Source organism: Streptomyces griseochromogenes (assembly GCF_001542625.1).
Taxonomy (GTDB): domain Bacteria; phylum Actinomycetota; class Actinomycetes; order Streptomycetales; family Streptomycetaceae; genus Streptomyces; species Streptomyces griseochromogenes.
The window spans coordinates 9,301,756-9,323,267 of the sequence record NZ_CP016279.1; the positions used below are offsets into that span (position 1 = coordinate 9,301,756).

Here is a 21,512-nt window from a genome sequence, read left to right on the forward strand (position 1 = left end):
ACCCGCTGTATGCCGAGTTGCGCGAGACGCCGGTGGCTCGGCAGGAGGACGGCAGCTACGTCATCAGTACCTATCACGAGATCACGGACATACTGAATGACCCGCATCTGAGCTCCGACGTGCGCAATCTGTCGCGTCCGATGCCCTCAGTCGAGGGAGGGGCCACGTCGTCGTTCATCCACATGGACCCGCCCGAGCACGATCGCCTGCGGCGGATGGCGACGCGTCACTTCGGCCCCCCGCACACCCCGGGGCTGGTGACCGGCATGGAAGACGACCTGACCGCCACCGTCGGCAGCCTGATCGACGGTTTCGCGGGCAAGGAGCAGATCGACGTCGTCGACGATTTCGCCTTCCCGCTCCCCGTCACCGTGATCTGTCACTTGCTCGGCGTGCCACGCGAGGACGAGCCGAGGTTCCACCTCTGGGTCAACGACATCATGAACTCGATCGACTACAACCCCAAGACCGACCCGAAGGAGAAACTGGACAAGGGCGTACAGGCCCGCAAGGACTTGCGCCAGTGCCTCGGCCGCTTGGTGGAACAGCGCCACGGCCGGCCGGGCGACGGTCTGTTGGGCCGGCTGGCCAACGATGACGGGCCCGACGGTCGGATGGCCGACGACGACATCGTCGCCACCGCCAAACTGCTGCTCATCGCCGGCCATGAGACCATCGTCAACCTCGTCACCAACGGGATGCTGACGCTGCTGCGCCACCCACAGGTGCTGCAGCGACTGCGTGACGAACCGGACCTCGTCGTGCCGCTGGTCGAGGAACTGCTGCGCTACGAGCCCCCCGTGCAGATCATTCCCTGGCGAGCGGCGTACAGCGATATCACCGTCGGCGACACCGTCATCCCCAAGGGTTCGCAGATCATGCTCATGTTGGCCTCGGGCAGCCGCGATCCGAAGCGCTTCCACGATCCCGACCGCTTCGACCCGGATCGGCGTGACAACCAGCACCTGGGGTTCGGCAGCGGCATCCACCTGTGCTTCGGCGGCCCGCTGGCCCGGCTGGAAACCCAGATCGCGCTGACCGAGCTGGTACGCCGGCTCGACCGCCCCAGGCTGGTCGCCGACCCGCCGCCGTACCGGCCCAGCCCCGTTCTTCGGGGTCCGATCCATCTGGACATCGAGCAGGGTGACGGTTGACGCGGTAGCCGAGGGCAGTTGCAAGGTCGCGCCGGGGACGGCCCGGCCGGCTCTGCAGTCGTAGAGAAGGTTGTAACTCAGCCGCGGTTGAAGGACGTCACCTCAGCCGAATCACGGGCTCACATGCCACCAGACACCAACGAGCCCCCTCCCAACCAGGGAAGGGGCTCGACAGGTCACACCGGGGTGCACACACCGGAACGGCCTCAGACCCACTCCACCTCGGAGACGATGTGCGGAGTACTTCCCGGGCCCGGCAACGGCGCCCGAGAGGACGCCAGCGGTGCCGACGGGCGAGGGGGCGAAGCGACGACCGCAGCCGGCGCCGCAGCCACCTCGTCCTCACTCACCCCCGCCAACGCCTCAACCACCCGATCGAGTGCCTCGCCCACCTCAGTGCGCGTGACCCCTCGCAGCCGGCGTCGGACCAGCGTTCTTGACCGTCAACGGCAGCAGCTTCTTGCCGGTCGGGCCGATCTGGATGCTGGTGTCCATCTGCGGGCAGACACCGCAGTCGAAGCACGGCGTCCAGCGGCAGTCGTCGACCTCGGTCTCGTCGAGGGCGTCCTGCCAGTCCTCCCAGAGCCAGTCCTTGTCGAGGCCGGAGTCCAGGTGGTCCCAGGGGAGGACTTCCTCGTACGTGCGCTCGCGGGTGGTGTACCAGTCGACGTCCACGCCGAAGGCGGTCAGCGCCTTGTCGGCGCAGGCCATCCAGCGGTCGTAGGAGAAGTGCTCGCGCCAGCCGTCGAAGCGGCCGCCGTCCTCGTAGACCGCGCGGATGACCGCGCCGATGCGGCGGTCGCCGCGGGACAGGAGGCCCTCGACGATGCCGGGCTTGCCGTCGTGGTAGCGGAAGCCGATCGAGCGGCCGTACTTCTTGTCGCCGCGGATCTTGTCGCGGAGCTTTTCGAGGCGGGCGTCCGTCTCCTCCGCGGAAAGCTGGGGCGCCCACTGGAAGGGGGTGTGGGGCTTGGGGACGAAGCCGCCGATCGAGACCGTGCAGCGGATGTCGTTCGACCTCGACACCTCGCGGCCCTTCTGGATCACGTGCGTCGCCATGTCGGCGATCTGGAGGACGTCGTCGTCGGTCTCGGTGGGCAGGCCGCACATGAAGTACAGCTTCACCTGGCGCCAGCCGTTGCCGTAGGCCGTCGAGACCGTCCTGATCAGGTCCTCTTCCGAGACCATCTTGTTGATGACCTTGCGGATGCGTTCCGAGCCACCTTCAGGGGCGAAGGTCAGGCCCGAGCGGCGGCCGTTGCGCGTCAGTTCGTTGGCGAGGTCGATGTTGAAGGCGTCCACGCGGGTGGAGGGGAGCGAGAGGCCGATCTTGTCGTCCTCGTAGCGGTCCGCCAGGCCCTTGGCGATGTCGCCGATCTCCGTGTGGTCCGCGGAGGACAGGGAGAGCAGGCCGACCTCCTCGAAGCCGGTCGCCTTGAGGCCCTTCTCGACCATCTCGCCGATGCCCGTGATCGAGCGCTCGCGCACCGGGCGGGTGATCATGCCCGCCTGGCAGAAGCGGCAGCCTCGCGTGCAGCCCCGGAAGATCTCGACCGACATGCGCTCGTGGACCGTCTCGGCGAGGGGGACGAGCGGCTGCTTGGGGTACGGCCACTCGTCCAGGTCCATCACCGTGTGCTTGGAGACGCGCCACGGGACGCCCGACTTGTTGGGGACGACGCGGCCGATACGGCCGTCGGGCAGGTACTCGACGTCGTAGAACGCAGGGATGTACACCCCGCCCGTCTTCGCCAGGCGGAAGAGGACCTCCTCGCGGCCGCCGGGGCGGCCCTCCGCCTTCCACTCGCGGATGATCCGCGTCATGTCGAGCACGGCCTGCTCGCCGTCACCGATCACGGCCGCGTCGATGAAGTCCGCGATCGGCTCCGGGTTGAAGGCCGCGTGGCCGCCGGCCAGGACGATCGGGTCGTCGATGGTGCGGTCCTTGGACTCCAGGGGGATGCCCGCGAGGTCCAGGGCCGTCAGCATGTTCGTGTAGCCCAGCTCCGTGGAGAAGGACAGGCCGAACACGTCGAAGGCCTTCACCGGGCGGTGGCTGTCCACCGTGAACTGGGGGACGCCGTGCTCCCGCATCAGCGCCTCCAGGTCCGGCCACACGCTGTAGGTGCGCTCGGCGAGGACGCCCTCCCGCTCGTTGAGGACCTCGTAGAGGATCATGACGCCCTGGTTGGGCAGACCGACCTCGTACGCGTCCGGGTACATGAGTGCCCAGCGGACGTCGCACTCGTCCCAGTTCTTGACGGTGGAGTTGAGCTCTCCGCCGACGTACTGGATCGGCTTCTGCACGTGGGGGAGCAGAGCTTCGAGCTGCGGGAAAACCGACTCGACAGGCATCTCGCGAACCTTCATGAGCTGACAGGGGTGACCATCAAGCGTAACCCGGCCGAAGACCTCGCCCGTACGCTCAGACGGACACCCCGGACGTGATCTCCTCCCACAGCCCGGGCAGCTCCGCCTCCACCGCCGCCGCCCGCCGCTCCTCGTGCCCGTACAGCAGGCCGTAGGTGAAGGCGCTCTCCCCCGCCTCGTGGGCCGTCTCGGACAGCTCGCACAGGGTCCGCCGGGCCATGACGCTGTCCTGGTGGTCGCCGAGCAGGCTGGTGAGGGACTTCATGGACTTGGCCAGCGAGCGGGCGCTGCCGCCGAGGGCGGGGATGGCCGCCTCGGCCGCGTACCGGGTGCGCTTGGCCTTCTTGCGGGCCTCGTGCACGGCGACGTCGCGCTCCTGGCCGGGCGGCAGGTCGAGTGCCTCGGTGACCAGGCGGGAGACCTTCGCGAGGTCCTTGTGCACGGCCTTGGCGAGCACCTTCTGCGGCTTCCCGGCGGCCTTCTTCAGCAGCGGCGGGTCGGCGAGGACGGCGTCCAGGGTGTCGAGCAGGGCCAGATGACGGTCGGAGTCCAGGGTCGCGATGATGTGGTCGCGGGCGCTGCCGTGCCGGGTGTTCGACCAGGTGGTGAGGCGTTCGTGCACGGGTCCGAGGATCAGGGCGGGCGGCAGGTCCTCGAGGGCGGCGGTCAGCCGCTCGGCGAGGACCTCCTGGTCGCGGTCGAGACCCAGCTCGCCCGCCAGCCACTTCAGCTCGGCGGCGATCGAGCCGGTGACGCCGAGGTCGAGGACGGTGCCGAAGGTACGGAAGGTGCTGCGCATGCGGCGGGTCGCCACCCGCATCTGGTGGACGGAGTCCGGCACGTCCCGGCGGACGCCCGGGTCGTACGCGAGGATCGCGTCGCGGTGCTCGCGGAGGTAGGCGAGGACGTGGTCGCCGGCGGTCACGGGCTTGGCGCGCCGCCCTGGGCCGGCTCTGCGGCCGCCGGTCTGTTCCAGGGCCCGGGCCAGCTTGGACGGCGACTTCGAGGGCCGTACGCCCGCCTTGCGCAGACGCTTGTCGACCTGGTCGAGGAAGGCCGGGTCGCCGTCGTCCGCCAGTTCCACCTCGATCTCGGTCCACTGGGTGCTTCCGCCCTTGCCGATGAGGCGCTCGGCGGTGACGGTGTCCACGCTCGCCTCGGCCAGCAGCGCGCCGTCGATGTCCACGAGGTGGCGTACGTCGCGGGCGGAGCGCAGCCGGACGACCGGGACCAGCTCGGCGCAGCGGACCCGGGAGCGGACCAGTGCGGCGATCTCGTCGGGGACGGTGTCGGACAGCGGTGCCCTGATCTCGTCGCGGACCCCGGGGGCGACCGGGAGCTTCAGGTGCCAGCCGGCGTCCGAGCCTCCGGTGCGGCGCCGCAGGGTGAGGGCAGCGGCGGCCAGGCGCTGGTCGGCGGTGTCGTAGTAGGTGGCGTCCAGGTCGACCATGCCCTTGTCGAGGACGTCCGCCACCCCGCCGGTGCCGGTCAGGTCGGGCAGCCCACTGTCGTCGGATTCGTACTTGCGCTCGATCTCACGCTTCGCATCCGCCATGAACCGAATCTAGTAGCAGACCGGCCCGGAGGGCAGAGGGCGCCTCAGGTGAATGGCAGGAAAACTTCCATCGATCACCCGGTGAACACCCTCACAACCGCTCGTGAACATCCTCACGCGGACATCGGCCGCTGAACCTTGATCGACTGCAGCAGCCCCACCGCCACCCACACCGCGAACATCGAGGATCCGCCGTACGACACGAACGGCAGGGGCAGGCCGGTGACCGGCATGATGCCGAGGGTCATCCCGACGTTCTCGAACGCCTGGAAGGCGAACCAGGCGACGATGCCGGCGGCGACGATCGTGCCGTACAGCTCGGTCGAGTCGCGGGCGATGCGGCAGGCCCGCCACAGGACCACGCCGAGCAGGAAGATGATCAGGCCCGCGCCGAGGAAGCCCAGCTCCTCCCCCGCGACCGTGAAGACGAAGTCCGTCTGCTGCTCGGGGACGAACTGGCCGGTTGTCTGCGAGCCGTGGAACAGGCCCGCGCCGGTCAGACCGCCGGAGCCGATGGCGATGCGGGCCTGGTTGGTGTTGTAGCCGACGCCCGCGGGGTCCAGGTCCGGGTTGGCGAAGGCCGCGAAGCGGTTGATCTGGTAGGCGTCCAGGATGTGCAGCTGCCAGACGGCGATCGCGCCGATGGCGCCCGTGGCGATCAGGCCGAAGATCCAGCGGTTGGAGGCCCCGGAGGCCAGCAGCACGCCCAGGATGATGACCACCATGACCATGACCGACCCGAGGTCGGGCATGAGCAGCACGATCAGGATCGGCACGGCGGCCAGTCCCAGGGACTGCATCACCGTGCGGTGGTCGGGGTACTTCTTGTCGCCGGCGTCGACCCGGGTCGCGAGCAGCATCGCCATGCCCAGGATGATCGTGATCTTCACGAATTCGGAGGGCTGCAGCGAGAAGCCGCCGCCGAGCACGATCCAGGAGTGGGCGCCGTTGACGGTGGAGCCGAGCGGGGTGAGCACGGCGAGGATGCCGAAGACCGACAGGCCGTAGAGGATCGGCACGGCGTTGCGCAGGGCGCGGTGGCCGAGCCAGATGGTGCCGATCATCAGGGCGAGCCCGATGCCGGTGTTCATGATGTGCCGGATCAGGAAGTAGTACGGGTCGCCCTGGTTGATCTCCGTGCGGTTGCGGGTCGCCGAGTACACCAGCAGGGAGCCGATCAACGACAGCCCGATCGCCGCGAGCAGCATCGGCCAGTCGAGCCGTCGGGCCACGGAGTCGCGGGCGAAGATCCTGGTCCAGCGGGCCCGCTCGGGGCCGTACCCGGAGACGGAGAAGCTGTTGCCGGTCATGCGGGCGTCCTCCGGCTTCCCCTTCGGCGCGGCCGCCTGCGGGTGTTGCTGTTGCCCGTGGTGGGCGAGGGTGAGGTGGCGGGCTGCTGGTCGTCCCCGTTGGTGGGGTTGTCCTTCTGGGAGGCCTCGGCGTCCTTGCCCGGGTCGCCGGAGATCTTCGGGGCGGCGATCGTGCCGTCCGTACGGACCTTCGGCAGGCTCTTCTGCGGCTCGGGCAGCAGCGCCTTCTTCTTGTCGATGGAGCCGTCGCCCTGGACGCCGTAGAGCGCGCTGTAGATGTTGCGCACGGCCTCACCGGAGGCTCCGGAACCCGTACCGGCCTGGGCGATCGTCATGATCACCGTGTAGTCCTTGGAGTACGTGGCCAGCCAGGAGGTGGTCTGCTTGCCGTAGACCTCGGCGGTACCGGTCTTGGCGTGCAGCGTGATCTTGTCCTGGGGCCAGCCGCCGAACTTCCAGGCGGCGGTACCGCGGGTGATGACGCCCGCGAAGGCGTCGTTCATGCCCTTGAGGGTGGCCTGGCTGACCGGCAGCCTGCCCTGCTTCCTCGGCTTGATCTCCTGCACGGTCTTGCCGTCCGCGCTGATGACCGCCTTGCCGATGGTCGGCTGGTACATGGTGCCGCCGTTGGCGACGGCGCCGTACATCACGGCCTCCTGGATCGGGGTGACGAGGGTGTCGCCCTGGCCGATGGAGTAGTTGATCTCGTCACCCTCGCGCATCTTGTTGCCCTCGAGGCAGTTCTCGTACGCGATCTTCTCGACGTAGGAGCCGTCCTTCTTGCCGGACTTGCACCAGGCGTCCTTGTTGGCCTTCCAGTAGTCCAGCTTCCACTGGCGGTCGGGGACGCGGCCGGTGACCTCGTTGGGCAGGTCGATGCCGGTCTCCTTGCCGAGGCCGAACTGGTGGGCGGTCTTGAAGAAGTGGTCCTTGGGCCGGCCCTTCTTCGGGTTGATGCCGCCGTCCTTCTTCCACTCCCGGTCCGCGAGGCCGTAGAACACGGTGTCGCAGGAGACCTCCAGGGCCTTGCCCAGCGAGATCGGGCCGAAGCTCTCCCCCTCGAAGTTCTTGAAGACCTGGCCGCCCACCGAGTAGGAGCTGGTGCACGGGTAGCCGCCGTCCCAGTCGTAGCCGGCCTGGACCGCGGCGGCCGTGGAGACCACCTTGAACGTCGAACCGGGCGCCGCCTGACCCTGTATGGCCCTGTTGAGCAGCGGGTAGTCGGACTTCTTACCGGTGAGGGCCTTGTAGTCCTTGGCGGAGATGCCGCCGACCCACACATTCGGGTCGTAGGTCGGCGCCGAGGCCATGGCGACGATCCGGCCGGTCTTGGCCTCCATCACGACGACGGCGCCGGAGTCGGCCTTGTAGTTCTCGCCGGTGATCTTGTCGAACTGCTCGCGGGCCTTCTTCATGGCGTTGTCCAGCTCGTACTCGGCGACGCGCTGCACCCGGGAGTCGATGCTGGTGACCAGGTTGGAACCGGATTCGGCGGCGTCCGACCGGGCCTTGCCGATGACCCGGCCGAGATTGTCCACCTCGTAGCGGGTCACGCCCGCCTTGCCGCGCAGCACCTTGTCGTACTGACGCTCCAGGCCGGAGCGGCCGACCATGTCGGAGCGCAGATAGGGCGAGTCGGTGTCCTTGGCCTTCTGGATCTCGTCGTCGGTGACCGGTGAGAGGTAGCCGAGGACCTGGGCGCTGTTGGACTTGCCCGGGCCCGCGTAGCGGCGCACGGCCTCCGGCTCGGCGGTGACGCCGGGGAAGTCCTCGGCGCGCTCACGGATCTGCAGGGCCTGCTTGGGGGTGGCCTCGTCGGTGATCGGGATCGGCTGGTACGGCGAGCCGTTCCAGCAGGGCTGCGGGGTCTTGGCGTCGCACAGCCGGACCTTCTGCCTGACCTCGTCGGGCTTCATGCCGAGGACGCCGGCCAGCTTGGTGAGGACGGCCTTGCCGTCGTCCTTCTGCTTGAGCAGGTCGGTGCGGGAGGCGGAGACGACCAGCCGGGTCTCGTTGTCGGCGAGGGGCACGCCCCGGGCGTCCAGGATGTCGCCGCGCACGGCGGGGTCGACGACCTGCTGGACGTGGTTGCCGGAGGCCTCCTTCTGGTACTCGGCGCCCTGCCGGATCTGGAGATACCACAGGCGGCCGCCGAGCGTGCCGAGGAGGGACAGGACGAGGATCTGGATCACGACGAGCCGGGTCTGGACCCGTGGGGTCCGTCCGGTCTCGGGAATGTTGGTCACTGCGGCTGTTCCCCCTCTCAGTGCGCGGACGTGTGTGCGCGTACGAATGATGAACGACCGGCCTGTGAGGCCTCGTTCCGCCGGAACTTCCCCGATCGGGTGAACCTTCGGGTGCCGTGCCCCATGACCGCGCTTCGCGCGCGGGCGCCCCCGCTCACAGCCGCTTGACCCCCTTGATGCGGCCGACCCGGGCCGAGCGGGTGCGGGCCTTGGCCTTCAGGGCGCCGAGGCCGCCGCGCTGGCTGCCGATGCGCAGGCCGGTGCCCGAGGAGAGCCACCCGGAGGAGATGTCGCCCGCCTTGGCGGCGGAACCGGCCTCCGTGAGCGGGTCGTTGTCGGAGCGGCGGGCCAGCCACATGATCCCGGGGACCACGAACGGCGCGAGCAGCAGGTCGTACAGGGCGGCCGAGAACAGCAGGCCCGTCAGGCCGACATGGCGCGCGGCGGTGTCGCCGACCAGGGCGCCGACGCCCGCGTACAGCAGAGTTGAGCCGATGGCGGCGGCGACCACGACGGCCATCGGGCCGGTCGCCGACTTCAGCCGGCCGTTCTCCGGCTTGATGAGGCCGGCGAAGTAGCCGATGACGCACAGCACGAGCGCGTAGCGGCCGGCCGCGTGGTCGGCGGGCGGGGCCAGGTCGGCGAGCAGGCCCGCGCCGAAGCCGACGAGGGCGCCGCCCACATGGCCGTACACCATGGCGAGGCCGAGGACGGTGAGCAGCAGCAGGTCGGGGACGGCGCCCGGCAGGTGCAGCCGGGCGAGGGCGCTCACCTGGATGACCAGGGCGACGACGACCAGGGCGCTGGAGAGCAGGATCCGGTTGACACGCATGGGGATTCAGCTCCTACTGCTGCTGCTCGTCGGTGGCGGTCGCGTCGGCGGACGGGGTGACCGTGACGGTCACCGTCGGCGTCGGGACCGGCTTGGGTTTGACCGGCAGGACCTCGTCGCGCGGGTCCTTCTTCGGGGCCTCGACGACCACGCCGACGATGTCGAGCTTGGTGAAGCCGACGTACGGCGTGACGTACAGGGTGCGGGTGAGGCCGCCGCCGGAGGGGTCGACGCGCGAGACCACGCCGACCGGCACCCCGGGCACGAACGGCTTGTCCGCCTGGGAGCCGAAGGTGACGAGCCGGTCGCCCTTCTTCACCTCGGCCTTGCCGTTGAGGAGTTCCACGCGCAGCGGGCGGTCGCCCTGCCCGGAGGCGAAACCGAGTTCGTCGCCTCCCTCCATGCGGGTGCCGACGGTGAAGTCGGGGTCGTTGGCGAGGAGCACGGTGGAGGTGTCCGGGCCGACCGTGGTGACCCGGCCGACCAGCCCGTCGCCGTTCAGCACGGTCATGTCGCGCTTGATGCCGTCGTTCGCGCCGACGTCGATGGTGATGGTCCAGGAGAAGCCCTGTGCCGCTCCTATGGCGATGACCTGGGCGCCCTTGATGCCGTACTGGCCCGCGCCGGCGATCTTCAGCATCTTGTCGAGCTGCTTGAGACGGCTGCGGTTGCGGTCGTCGCTGCCGAGCTTCGCCTTCAGGGCCGCGTTCTCCCTCTCCAGCGTCGCGAGCCGGTCGTGGCGGCTGCCGGAGTCACGGATGGCGGAGACGGCGTCGCCGACCGGGTCGACCGCCGAGGACAGCCCGTTCTCGATCGGGCCGAACACCGCGGCCGCGGCCTGCCGGGCGCCGTCGACAGGGGAGTTCCGGCCCCCGCGGATGTCCACCGTGATCAGTGCGAACGCGATGGCGATCAGCAGGACCAGGAGCAGCCGGCTCTCTTTCGTGTCCCTCACGTGCGGCGGCCGTGCCCTTCCTCAGTAGGAATTCCTCGGGCCCCTCAAGGCGCCACTCGCGAGGCGCAAGCCCAAGGGGCCCATTTGTGGGAGCTTATGCCTCTATATCAACGATCCGCCGTACGAGAGGAGATCATCTCGTACGGCGGAACCGAAGAGTTGGGTCATCTGCGCGGCTGGGCGTCCAGCACCTGCTGCAGTGCCTCGAACTCCTCGACACACTTGCCGGAGCCGAGCGCCACGCTGTCCAGCGGGTCCTCCGCGATGTGGATCGGCATGCCGGTCTCCCGGCGCAGCCGCTCGTCCAGGCCGCGCAGCAGGGCTCCGCCGCCGGTCAGAACGATTCCCCTGTCCATGATGTCGCCGGACAGCTCCGGCGGGCACTTGTCGAGGGTCGTCTTGACCGCGTCGACGATCGCGTTGACCGGCTCCTCGATCGCCTTGCGGACCTCGGCGGCCGAGATGACGACGGTCTTCGGCAGTCCGGAGACCAGGTCCCGGCCGCGGACTTCGGTGTGCTCGTCGGAGTCGAGGTCGTACGCCGAACCGATCGTGATCTTGATCTGCTCGGCCGTGCGCTCACCCAGCAGAAGGCTGTACTCCTTCTTGATGTACTGGATGATCGCGTTGTCCAGTTCGTCGCCCGCGACACGGATGGACTGCGCGGTGACGATGCCGCCGAGCGAGATGACCGCGACCTCCGTGGTGCCGCCGCCGATGTCCACCACCATGTTGCCCGTGGCCTCGTGGACCGGCAGGCCGGAGCCGATGGCCGCGGCCATGGGCTCCTCGATGATGTGCACCTGGCGGGCACCGGCCTGGGAGGACGCCTCGATGACGGCACGGCGCTCGACGCCCGTGATGCCCGAGGGCACACAGACGACGACCCGAGGCCGGGCGAGGTACCGCCGCTTGTGGATCTTCAGGATGAAGTAGCGGAGCATCCGCTCGGTGATCTCGAAGTCGGCGATCACGCCGTCCTTCAGGGGACGCACGGCGACGATGTTGCCCGGCGTCCTGCCGATCATCTTCTTGGCTTCGGCACCGACCGCGAGGATGCCGCCGGTGTTGGTGTTGATCGCGACCACGGACGGCTCGTTGAGTACGATCCCGCGACCCCTGACGTACACCAGCGTGTTGGCGGTCCCGAGGTCGACAGCCATGTCACGGCCGATGAACGACATTGAGTTCCCCATCCGGATTCATCTGGCCTTCCCGAACGTTTGAGGGCATGTCAGGACGGCGAGGCGGGTGCTGTGACGTGAAGGCTTCCATCGTAAACGCGCCTGCACGAACACTGCGCGAGGGTCTTCGCCATTGTCATCAGATGGCGAGCCGCCTCGCTTGTGGAGACGGTCCATCGGAGGCACACGTTCCCCCGATCGACAACGCATATGCCAAAGGACGGCCGAAAACGCACGGCCGTCCCTGGTCAGGACTCCGAGGCGAGCTGACGCTCCCTCAGAAAAATTAGCGAAAAATCTGCCGGGCGGCCTTCTCAGACGCGGCCCGGGAAGAAGATCTTCACCTCGCGCTCGGCGGACTCCTCCGAGTCGGAGGCGTGGATCAGGTTCTCGCGGACGATCACGCCGAAGTCACCGCGGATGGAGCCGGGAGCGGCCGCGATCGGGTCGGTCGGACCGGCCAGGGCGCGCACGCCCTCGATGACCCGCTCACCCTCGACGATCAGGACGACCACCGGGCCGGAGGCCATGAACTCCACCAGCGGCTCGTAGAACGGCTTGCCGACGTGCTCGGCGTAGTGCTGCTCCAGCGTGCCCCGGTCCAGGGTGCGCAGCTCCAGCGCGGTGATCTGCCAGCCGGCCTTGCGCTCGATACGGCCGATGATCTCGCCGGTCAGGCCTCGACGGACGGCGTCGGGCTTGAGGAGGACGAGGGTGCGCTGGGTCACGGGGGCTCCTTATGACTGACTTGTGCGGTGGGACGAGGTTACAGGGCGTGTCCGTACGGCTGTCACACAGCGTCAGGTGTAGTGGAGGAGGACTCCGCTTGTGCGGCGAACCTGGCCTTCGCCTCGTCCACCTTTTTTCCGAAGTGCACCGACGCCCACCACAGGGCCGCGAAGACCGCGCCCATGAAGTACATCGTCGGGACGAAGACGCCGGAGGCGATCAGGGCGAGCTGCAGGGCCCAGCCGAGGGCGACACCGCCCGGCCGGGTCACCATGCCGCACAGCAGCACGCACAGGGCCATGGCGACACCGCTGACCAGCCACACCGTCGACGTGGACAGATCCGGGTCCTTCATGGCGACGAGCCCCGCGAACCCGATGATGCAGAACTCACCGATCAGCGTCGATGAACACAGCGTACGCACGAGGGAATCCTCAGCCCTTCCTCAGCAGCAGGCGGGCCTCGCCCACCGTGATGACCGAGCCGGTGACGAGCACCCCGCCGCCCGCGAACTCGCCCTCCTCCTCGGCCAGCGTGATCGCGGCCTCCAGGGCCTCGGGCAGCCGCGGCTCGACCTGGACCCGGTCCTCGCCGAACACCTCGACGGCGATCGCGGCCAGCTCGTCCGCGTCCATCGCACGCGGCGTGGAGTTCTGCGTGACGACGATCTCGGCGAAGATCGGCTCGAATGCCTCCAGCAGCCCCCGCACGTTCTTGTCGGCGCTCGCCCCGACCACACCGATCAGCCGGCTGAAGTCGAACGCCTCCCGCACCGCCTCGGCGGTGGCCTCCGCTCCCGCCGGGTTGTGGGCCGCGTCCAGGACGATCGTGGGCGACCGCCGGACGACCTCCAGCCGCCCCGGCGAGGAGACGGCCGCGAAGGCCTTGCGCACGGTGTCGATGTCCAGCGGCTCCGCGCGCTGCGCGCCGACGCCGAAGAACGCCTCCACGGCGGCGAGCGCCACGGCCGCGTTGTGCGCCTGGTGGGCGCCGTACAGCGGCAGATACACCTCGGTGTACTCGCCGCCCAGGCCGCGCAGGGTGAGCAGCTGCCCGCCGACGGCGACCTGCCGGTCCACGACCCCGAACTCCAGCCCTTCCCGGGCCACGGTCGCGTCGACCTCGACGGCCTTCTTCAGCAGCACCTGCGCCGCGTCCACCGGCTGCTGGGCCAGGATCACGGTCGCGTCCTGCTTGATGATGCCGCCCTTCTCACCGGCGATCTCCCCCGGCGTCTCCCCCAGCCGGTCGGTGTGATCGAGGGCGATGGGGGTGATCACGGCGACATCGCCGTCGATCACGTTCGTCGCGTCCCAGCTGCCGCCCATGCCGACCTCGACCACGGCGACGTCCACCGGCGCGTCCGCGAAGGCCGCGTACGCCATGCCGGTGAGCACCTCGAAGAAGGACAGCCGGTGCTCCTGCCGCGCGTCGACCATCTCGACGTACGGCTTGATGTCCTGGTACGTCTCGATGAACCGCTCGGCGGAGATCGGGGCGCCGTCCAGACTGATCCGCTCGGTGATCGACTGCACGTGGGGGCTGGTGTACCGGCCGGTGCGCAGCTCGAAGGCGCCGAGCAGGGCCTCGATCATGCGGGCGGTGGAGGTCTTGCCGTTCGTCCCCGTGATGTGGAGGGAGGGGTACGAGCGCTGGGGCTCGCCCAGTACGTCCATCAGGGCGGCGATGCGGCTGACGGAGGGCTCCAGCTTGGTCTCGCCCCAGCGGGTGGCCAGCTCCGTCTCGACCTCGCGCAGGGCCTTGTCGACCTCCGGGTCCTCCGGACGCGTGGGTACGTCGGCCTGCGGCGAGCCGCCCTGGGTGCGCAGGGTGCGGCTGCCGGCCTCGATCACCGCGAGGTCGGGGTCGCGGTCGGTCTCTTCGGCGATGAGGTCTTCGAAGGCGTCGAGGGGGTCGGGGGTGTCGCTGGTGCCGGGGTGGTCGCTCACGGGGCCAGTCTACGGAGCCGCGGTGACAATGGGTGCGGTGGCTCTTCTGGCGGGTTCGGGGGGCTCGGCATGCCGTCCGGGTGCGGGCCGTCGGTGGTTGCTCGCGCAGTTCCCCGCGGCCCTGGGGCGTCGCGGCTCCGTCGGCCGTGAAGCAACCGTGGCCGCGCCCCCCGGGGCACGCGAAGGCCCCCGGAACCTCTCGGCTCCGGGGGCCTTCGTCGCCATGCGGACAGCTACGCCTGCGGCAGCCTGTCCAGCTGGGCCTGGATGCGGGTGATGTCCTCGTCCGCCTTGGCCAGGCGGGTGCGGATCTTGTCCACCACGTTCTCCGGGGCCTTCGCCAGGAACGCCTCGTTGCCGAGCTTGGCCGTGGCCTGGGCCTTCTCCTTCTCGGCGGCGGCCAGGTCCTTCGCGAGGCGCTTGCGCTCGGCGGCCACGTCGATCGTGCCGGAGAGGTCGAGGGCGACCTCGGCACCGGCGACCGGGAGGGTGGCCGTGGCCGTGAAGGACTCGCCCTCTGGCTGCAGGCGCAGCAGCTGGCGGATGGCGGCCTCGTGCGGGGCGAGCGCCGTGCCGTCGAGGGTCAGGCGGGCCGGGACGCGCTGGCCCGGCTGCAGGCCCTGGTCGGCGCGGAAGCGGCGGACCTCGGTGATGACGGACTGGAGGGTCTCGATCTCCCGCTCGGCGCCGGCGTCACGGAAGCCACTGTCCTTGGGCCACTCGGCGACGACGACCGACTCGCCGCCGGTCAGGGTGGTCCAGAGGGTCTCCGTGACGAACGGGACCACCGGGTGCAGCAGCTTGAGGGTGACGTCGAGGACCTCGCCCAGGACTCGCTTGGAGACCTCGGCCGGCTCGCCGCCCGCCTGGAACGTCGTCTTGGACAGCTCGACGTACCAGTCGAAGACCTCGTCCCAGGCGAAGTGGAAGAGGGCGTCGGACAGCTTGGCGAACTGGAAGTCGTCGTAGAACGCGTCGACTTCGGCGACGACCGAGCCCAGCCGGGACAGGATCCAGCGGTCGGTGGACGACATCTTCGCCGGGTCCGGCAGCGGACCGTCCACCGTCGCGCCGTTCATCAGCGCGAAGCGGGTCGCGTTCCAGATCTTGTTGGCGAAGTTGCGGGAGCCCTGGACCCAGTCCTCGCCGATCGGGACGTCGACGCCGGGGTTGGCGCCGCGCGCGAGGGTGAACCGGAGCGCGTCGGAGCCGTACTTGTCCATCCAGTCCAGCGGGTTGACCGCGTTGCCGAAGGACTTCGACATCTTCTTGCCGAACTGGTCTCGGACCATGCCGTGCAGGGCGATGGTGTGGAACGGCGGGGTGCCGTCCATCGCGTACAGGCCGAACATCATCATCCGGGCGACCCAGAAGAAGAGGATGTCGTAGCCGGTGACCAGGACGGAGTTCGGGTAGAACTTCGCGAGCGACTCGGTCTGCTCGGGCCAGCCCAGGGTGGAGAAGGGCCACAGACCGGAGGAGAACCAGGTGTCGAGGACGTCCGTGTCCTGACGCCAGCCCTCACCGCTCGGCGGCTCCTCGTCGGGCCCGACGCAGACGACTTCACCCTCCGGGCCGTACCAGACGGGAATCCGGTGGCCCCACCACAACTGCCGCGAGATGCACCAGTCGTGAAGGTTGTCGACCCAGTCGAAGTACCGCTTCTCCATCTCCTGCGGATGGATCTTGACCTTGCCCTCGCGGACGGCGTCGCCGGCGGCCTTCGCCAGCGGGCCGACCTTGACCCACCACTGCATGGACAGGCGGGGCTCGATGGTGGTCTTGCAGCGCGAGCAGTGGCCGACGCTGTGGACGTACGGCCGCTTCTCGGCGACGATCCGGCCCTCGGCGCGCAGGGCGGCGACGATGGCGGAGCGGGCCTCCAGGCGGTCCAGGCCCTGGAAGGGGCCGTGCGCGGTGATGACCGCGTGCTCGTCCATGACGGTGATGGACGGCAGCTCGTGGCGCTGGCCGATCTCGAAGTCGTTCGGGTCGTGGGCCGGGGTGACCTTGACGGCGCCGGTGCCGAACTCGGGGTCGACGTGCTCGTCGGCGACGACCGGGATGGAGCGGTCGGTCAGCGGCAGCTTGATGAGCTTGCCGACGAGGTGCTTGTAGCGCTCGTCCTCGGGGTGAACGGCGACGGCGGTGTCACCGAGCATGGTCTCGGCACGGGTGGTGGCGACGACGATGGTGTCGTCCCCGTCGCCGTACTTCATGGAGACGAGCTCGCCGTCGTCGTCCTGGTACTCGACCTCGATGTCGGAGATCGCCGTCAGACAGCGCGGGCACCAGTTGATGATGCGCTCGGCGCGGTAGATCAGCTCGTCGTCGTAGAGGCGCTTGAAGATGGTCTGGACGGCCTGGGAGAGGCCCTCGTCCATGGTGAACCGCTCACGCGACCAGGCGACACCGTCACCGAGGCGGCGCATCTGCCCGGAGATCTGCCCGCCGGACTCGGCCTTCCACTGCCAGACGCGCTCGACGAAGGCCTCGCGGCCGAGGTCGTGGCGGGACTTGCCCTCCTTGCCGAGCTCGCGCTCGACGACGTTCTGGGTGGCGATACCGGCGTGGTCCATGCCCGGCTGCCACAGCGTCTCGAAGCCCTGCATGCGCTTACGGCGGGTCAGGGCGTCGATGAGGGTGTGCTCGAAGGCGTGGCCCAGGTGCAGGCTGCCGGTGACGTTCGGCGGCGGAATGACGACGGTGAACGGCGGCTTGTCGCTCTTCGCGTCCGCCTCGAAGTAACCACGCTCCACCCAGCGCTCGTACAGCGGCCCCTCTACATCGGCCGGCGCGTACTGGGTCGGCAGTTCGGTGTCGGGCGCGGGTGGCTGCTGATGAGCGTTCTCGGTCACGGGGGTCAGTTTAGAGGTGTCACGGGGTGGTCCCGAAACGCGTTTGTTCTGTAACGGTGCGGCCCCCGGTGCCGTGTGGTTTCCGGGCCTGGTCCAGGATGTCAGGAACACATAAGCATCTGGAGGGGAACCCAGAGATGAGCAACAACCAGCCGGGCCCGTACGGCCAGCAGCCGCCCTACGGCCAGCCGGGGCAGCCTGGTCCCTACGGCCAGCCGGGTCCCTACGGCCAGCAGCCGCAGGCGCCCCAGCCCGGCTATGGCTACCCCCAGCAGGCTCCTCCGGCCCCGCCACAGCCCGGCTACGGCTACCCGCAGCAGGGCGCACCCCAGCAGCCGGGCCCGTACGGCCAGCAGCCGCCCTACGGCCAGCCGGGGCAGCCCGCCCCCTACGGCCAGCAGCCCTACGGGGTGCCGCAGCCGCCGGCGCCGGGCGGCGGCAAGAAGAAGACGGGGCTGATCATCGGGGCGGTGGCGGTCGTCGCGGCGATCGCGGTCGGCGCGGCCTTCATGCTCAAGGGCAACGGCAGCGACGTCGCGGACGACGGCCCGCACAAGCTGATCACCCCGTCCGCCGTGATCAACGGTGAGTACAAGAAGAAGAACGGCTCCGGCGACGACGCCATGACGGACAGCGATGTGTCGGCTGCCCGGAAGGCCGGCGTCAAGAACGCCAAGTCGGTGGGCGCGGAGTACCAGTCCGGCGACGAGAACAACCCGCTCGCCATGAAGATGCTGAAGTTCGGCGGCGTCTACGGCCAGATCGACAACCCCGAGGCCGTCGTCGACGCGATGTTCGCCCACATGAAGGAGGAGTCCCAGAAGGACCAGAGCGGCGACGACACCAAGGGCACGCTGGTCGGCAGCCCCGAGAGCGAGAAGCCGGCGGACCTCGACGGCGCCGTCATGAAGTGCCAGTCCGTGAAGCTGGACATGAGCGGATCGGACGCCAGCGCCTCGGGCCCGAAGCAGATGATCATGCCGGTGTGCATCTGGGGCGACCACAGCACCATCGGCGTGACCATCAACGCCGACCTGGCCAGCGCGATGGCGGGCAAGGGCATGCCCCTCGGCGACGCCGCGGAGACCACCGCCAAGCTCCGCAAGGACGTTCGCGTCAAGGCGTAGTGCCTCCCGCGCTCGGACGAAGCCCCGGTCGATCGACGACCGGGGCTCTCCTGTTGCCGCACCGGGCGGGTGACAGCCGAAAGGGGCGCCCGGGCTCAAGGGGCGCCCCTTTTCCTCGTCGCGTCGGACCGCCTACGCCGTCTTCTGCTCGCCGGAACCCCGGCCCCGGGCGTCGCGCGGGATCAGTGTCGGATTGACGTTGGAGTGGACCACGTCCGCCGTGATGACGACCCGGGCCACGTCCTTGCGGGACGGGACCTCGTACATCACGGACATGAGGACTTCCTCCATGATGGCCCGCAGGCCGCGGGCGCCGGTCTGGCGGAGGATGGCCTGGTCGGCGATGGCCTCCAGGGCCTCGCGCTCGAAGTCCAGCTCCACGCCGTCGAGTTCGAAGAGGCGCTGGTACTGCTTGACGAGCGCGTTGCGGGGCTCGACCAGGATCTGGAGGAGCGCCTCGCGGTCCAGGTTGTGGACCGAGGTGATCACGGGCAGACGGCCGATGAACTCGGGGATCATGCCGAACTTGACCAGGTCCTCCGGCATGACGTCCTCGAAGACGTCCTTGGACTCCAGCTCGCGCTTGGAGCGGATCGTGGCGCCGAAGCCGATGCCCTTCGCACCCGCCCGGGCCTCGATGATCTTCTCCAGGCCGGCGAAGGCACCGCCCACGATGAACAGGACGTTCGTCGTGTCGATCTGGATGAACTCCTGGTGGGGGTGCTTGCGGCCGCCCTGCGGCGGGACGGAGGCCGTGGTGCCCTCCAGGATCTTCAGCAGGGCCTGCTGGACGCCCTCGCCCGAGACGTCCCGGGTGATGGAAGGGTTTTCACTCTTCCTCGCGACCTTGTCGATCTCGTCGATGTAGATGATCCCGGTCTCGGCCTTCTTGACGTCGTAGTCGGCCGCCTGGATCAGCTTCAGGAGGATGTTCTCGACGTCCTCGCCCACATAGCCCGCCTCCGTCAGCGCCGTCGCGTCGGCGATGGCGAACGGGACGTTCAGCATGCGGGCCAGGGTCTGGGCCAGCAGGGTCTTGCCGGAGCCCGTGGGGCCGAGGAGGAGGATGTTGGACTTGGCCAACTCGATCGCGTCGTCACGGCCGTTGGCGCCGCCGTTCTCGCCCGCCTGGACCCGCTTGTAGTGGTTGTACACCGCGACGGAGAGGGCTTTCTTGGCCGCTTCCTGGCCGACCACGTAGCCCTCGAGGAACTCGTAGATCTCCCGGGGCTTGGGCAGTTCCTCCCAGCGCACCTCGCTCGTCTCCGCGAGCTCCTCCTCGATGATCTCGTTACAGAGATCGATGCATTCGTCGCAGATGTACACACCGGGCCCTGCGATGAGCTTCTTGACCTGCTTCTGGCTCTTGCCGCAGAACGAGCACTTGAGCAGATCGCCGCCGTCACCGATGCGTGCCACGGTGTGCTTCCCCTTCGCCTGGGAGACGCCCGGACGCTTTCGAGTCCAGCGGCTCCTGGTGCTGCCTTATGTCCGACGGTACCTTGCCGGGCCCTGTGTTCGGGTCCCCCTTGGCAGGGTTCACTTTGACGTGGACCTTGCCAAGGGGTCCCGGAAGTTGCCGCTCAGGGTCAGCGGACGGATTCGTTGTTCATCTTCCGGGTGGAGATGATCTGGTCGACGATGCCGTACTCGAGCGCTTCCTCCGCCGTGAGGATCTTGTCGCGCTCGATGTCCTCGCGGACCTTCTCGATCGGCCGGTTGGAGTGCTTGGCCAGCATGGTCTCCAGCTGCTCACGCATCCGGGTGAACTCGTTGGCGATGATCTCCAGGTCGGAGAGCTGACCGCGGCCGGTGGAGCCGGCGGGCTGGTGGATCAGCACGCGCGAGTTCGGCAGCGCCATGCGCTTGCCCGGCGTACCGGCGGCGAGCAGGATCGCCGCGGCGGAGGCCGCCTGGCCCATGCACACCGTCTGGATGTCGGGCTTCACGAACTGCATCGTGTCGTAGATCGCCGTGAGGGCGGTCATGTCGCCGCCGGGGCTGTTGATGTAGATCGAGATGTCCCGGTCCGGGTCCATCGACTCCAGGCACAGCAGCTGCGCCATGACGTCGTTGGCGGAGGCGTCGTCGATCTGGACGCCCAGGAAGATCACGCGCTCCTCGAAGAGCTTCGCGTACGGGTCGTACTCGCGGATGCCCTGGGAGGTGCGCTCGACGAAACGCGGAATGACGTAGCGGCTGTCGGGCCGGGGCCCTTCGTACATGCCGCTGGCGGCGCCGTGGAAGTTGTTCATGAGGGTGTTCACCGTCCTGGTGGCGTTCTGGGGGCTGGGGTCGTGGCGGTGCGTGGCGCGGCCGGGCCGGTCAGGCACCGGTGCCGCCGCCTCCCGGAACACCCGAGGCATGCGTGATGATCTCGTCAATGAGACCGTACTCCTTGGCCTCCTCCGGGGTGAACCAGCGGTCACGGTCGCCGTCGCGGACGATCGTCTCGACGGTCTGGCCGGAGTGCAGGGCGGTCAGCTCGGACATGGTCTTCTTGGTACGCAGCAGGTACTGGGCCTGGATCTTGATGTCCGAGACCGTACCGCCCAGGCCCGCGGAGCCCTGGTGCATCATGATGTCCGTGTGCGGCAGGGCGAAGCGCTTGCCGGCGGTGCCGCCGGTGAGCAGGAACTGGCCCATCGAGGCCGCCATGCCCATGCCGATCGTGACCACGTCGTTCGGGATGTACTGCATGGTGTCGTAGATCGCCATGCCGGCCGTCACCGAACCGCCGGGGCTGTTGATGTAGAGGTAGATGTCCTTGCTCGGGTCGGCGGCCAGAAGCAGCAGCTGCGCGGTGATCTTGTTGGCGATGTCGTCGTCGACCTGCTGGCCGAGGAAGATGATCCGCTCGCCGAGCAGCCGGTTGTAGACCTGGTCGCCGAGACCACCACCGATGGAGGGCTCGCCGGCGGCGGAGGGCATCAGATTCGTCACGTATCCACCTGCTCGTCTTACGACGGCGCCGGGCCGTCTCACGTAGTCCTGCCGGGGCTTAGCGGGAACTCCAGCTTGCCCTCGTATTCATGGACCCTAACGCTCAGGCCCCTTCGGGGAATCCCGGAGATGGGAGTGTTCGCCGGGGGCGTAGCGGAGGGCCCCGGCGGGGCACCGGTGCGGTTCGTGGGGGGTGGTGCGGAAATCGTCGGGCCGCGGGCGGGCGGGGCCGGTCGCGCCCCGCGGCGGAGCCGCTTGTCGATACGGCCCCGCGCCCCTTCAGGTTCGCCTGTCCGGGCC

General features: G+C 68.9%; 16 protein-coding genes. 2 read left to right on the plus strand and 14 right to left on the minus strand.

The features are described from left to right. Positions 1 to 32: 32 nt before the first annotated feature. Positions 33 to 1,154 (plus strand): cytochrome P450, encoded by a 1,122-nt coding sequence (locus AVL59_RS55335; RefSeq protein ID WP_418361220.1) that lies wholly within the window; start codon positions 33 to 35, stop codon positions 1,152 to 1,154. Between the two features lie 393 nt (positions 1,155 to 1,547). Here the strand turns inward: AVL59_RS55335 and AVL59_RS40465 are convergent, their stop codons facing one another. From AVL59_RS40465 to AVL59_RS40515, 11 genes are all read right to left on the minus strand, one after another. After that, positions 1,548 to 3,509 carry a TIGR03960 family B12-binding radical SAM protein gene (locus tag AVL59_RS40465; protein WP_067314452.1) on the minus strand — a complete coding sequence of 654 codons (1,962 nt, stop codon included), beginning with the start codon at positions 3,507 to 3,509 and terminating at the stop codon, positions 1,548 to 1,550. Positions 3,510 to 3,579: 70 nt separating this feature from the next. After that, positions 3,580 to 5,079, minus strand: coding sequence for a CYTH and CHAD domain-containing protein (locus AVL59_RS40470; RefSeq protein ID WP_067314454.1), 1,500 nt, complete (start codon positions 5,077 to 5,079; stop codon positions 3,580 to 3,582). 113 nt (positions 5,080 to 5,192) lie between these two features. Further along, complete coding sequence (gene rodA, locus AVL59_RS40475) at positions 5,193 to 6,389, minus strand: rod shape-determining protein RodA (protein WP_067314456.1); 1,197 nt, start codon at positions 6,387 to 6,389, stop codon at positions 5,193 to 5,195. Next, on the minus strand, positions 6,386 to 8,635 hold the full coding sequence (gene mrdA, locus AVL59_RS40480; RefSeq protein ID WP_067314458.1) for a penicillin-binding protein 2: 2,250 nt from the start codon (positions 8,633 to 8,635) through the stop codon (positions 6,386 to 6,388). The genes rodA and mrdA overlap by 4 nt, the downstream gene beginning before the upstream one ends. Before the next feature lie 154 nt (positions 8,636 to 8,789). Continuing rightward, positions 8,790 to 9,467 carry a rod shape-determining protein MreD gene (mreD, locus tag AVL59_RS40485; protein WP_067314459.1) on the minus strand — a complete coding sequence of 226 codons (678 nt, stop codon included), beginning with the start codon at positions 9,465 to 9,467 and terminating at the stop codon, positions 8,790 to 8,792. Between the two features lie 13 nt (positions 9,468 to 9,480). After that, positions 9,481 to 10,422, minus strand: coding sequence for a rod shape-determining protein MreC (mreC, locus tag AVL59_RS40490; protein WP_067314463.1), 942 nt, complete (start codon positions 10,420 to 10,422; stop codon positions 9,481 to 9,483). A 164-nt stretch (positions 10,423 to 10,586) separates the two neighbouring features. Further along, a complete protein-coding gene (locus AVL59_RS40495) occupies positions 10,587 to 11,606 on the minus strand; it encodes a rod shape-determining protein (protein WP_020940056.1) in 1,020 nt (339 codons plus the stop codon). Positions 11,607 to 11,920: 314 nt separating this feature from the next. Next, on the minus strand, positions 11,921 to 12,334 hold the full coding sequence (gene ndk, locus AVL59_RS40500; RefSeq protein ID WP_067314465.1) for a nucleoside-diphosphate kinase: 414 nt from the start codon (positions 12,332 to 12,334) through the stop codon (positions 11,921 to 11,923). Between the two features lie 62 nt (positions 12,335 to 12,396). Continuing rightward, entirely contained in the window at positions 12,397 to 12,759 is a 363-nt protein-coding gene (locus AVL59_RS40505) for a DUF4233 domain-containing protein (RefSeq protein WP_067314467.1), read from the minus strand. A 10-nt stretch (positions 12,760 to 12,769) separates the two neighbouring features. Beyond that, entirely contained in the window at positions 12,770 to 14,284 is a 1,515-nt protein-coding gene (folC, locus tag AVL59_RS40510) for a bifunctional tetrahydrofolate synthase/dihydrofolate synthase (protein WP_067314468.1), read from the minus strand. A gap of 233 nt (positions 14,285 to 14,517) precedes the next feature. Next, positions 14,518 to 17,142 (minus strand): valine--tRNA ligase, encoded by a 2,625-nt coding sequence (locus AVL59_RS40515; RefSeq protein WP_067314470.1) that lies wholly within the window; start codon positions 17,140 to 17,142, stop codon positions 14,518 to 14,520. A gap of 137 nt (positions 17,143 to 17,279) precedes the next feature. On the opposite strand from AVL59_RS40515, the gene AVL59_RS40520 reads away from it, so the two are divergent. Then, entirely contained in the window at positions 17,280 to 18,269 is a 990-nt protein-coding gene (locus AVL59_RS40520) for a hypothetical protein (protein ID WP_067314471.1), read from the plus strand. Between the two features lie 132 nt (positions 18,270 to 18,401). Here the strand turns inward: AVL59_RS40520 and clpX are convergent, their stop codons facing one another. The 3 genes from clpX to AVL59_RS40535 all read right to left on the minus strand — a co-directional run bounded on the left by clpX (position 18,402) and on the right by AVL59_RS40535 (position 21,200). After that, on the minus strand, positions 18,402 to 19,688 hold the full coding sequence (clpX, locus tag AVL59_RS40525; RefSeq protein WP_067314473.1) for an ATP-dependent Clp protease ATP-binding subunit ClpX: 1,287 nt from the start codon (positions 19,686 to 19,688) through the stop codon (positions 18,402 to 18,404). A gap of 170 nt (positions 19,689 to 19,858) precedes the next feature. Then, the gene (locus tag AVL59_RS40530; RefSeq protein ID WP_067318362.1) at positions 19,859 to 20,524 is read right to left on the minus strand and encodes an ATP-dependent Clp protease proteolytic subunit; all 666 of its coding nucleotides are present in this window, start codon (positions 20,522 to 20,524) and stop codon (positions 19,859 to 19,861) included. A 70-nt stretch (positions 20,525 to 20,594) separates the two neighbouring features. Continuing rightward, the gene (locus AVL59_RS40535) at positions 20,595 to 21,200 is read right to left on the minus strand and encodes an ATP-dependent Clp protease proteolytic subunit (protein ID WP_067318360.1); all 606 of its coding nucleotides are present in this window, start codon (positions 21,198 to 21,200) and stop codon (positions 20,595 to 20,597) included. Between the last annotated feature and the right edge of the window lie 312 nt (positions 21,201 to 21,512).

Bases quoted from the DNA above. Each gene is read 5' to 3' on its own strand.
- AVL59_RS40495 (WP_020940056.1), bottom strand. From the start codon at position 11,606: ATGTCGTTCATCGGCCGTGACATGGCTGTCGACCTCGGGACCGCCAAC.
- mreD (WP_067314459.1), bottom strand. From the start codon at position 9,467: ATGCGTGTCAACCGGATCCTGCTCTCCAGCGCCCTGGTCGTCGTCGCC.
- AVL59_RS40470 (WP_067314454.1), bottom strand. From the start codon at position 5,079: ATGGCGGATGCGAAGCGTGAGATCGAGCGCAAGTACGAATCCGACGAC.
- AVL59_RS40465 (WP_067314452.1), bottom strand. From the start codon at position 3,509: ATGCCTGTCGAGTCGGTTTTCCCGCAGCTCGAAGCTCTGCTCCCCCAC.
- AVL59_RS40535 (WP_067318360.1), bottom strand. From the start codon at position 21,200: ATGCCCTCCGCCGCCGGCGAGCCCTCCATCGGTGGTGGTCTCGGCGAC.
- rodA (WP_067314456.1), bottom strand. From the start codon at position 6,389: ATGACCGGCAACAGCTTCTCCGTCTCCGGGTACGGCCCCGAGCGGGCC.
- AVL59_RS40520 (WP_067314471.1), top strand. From the start codon at position 17,280: ATGAGCAACAACCAGCCGGGCCCGTACGGCCAGCAGCCGCCCTACGGC.
- AVL59_RS40530 (WP_067318362.1), bottom strand. From the start codon at position 20,524: ATGAACAACTTCCACGGCGCCGCCAGCGGCATGTACGAAGGGCCCCGG.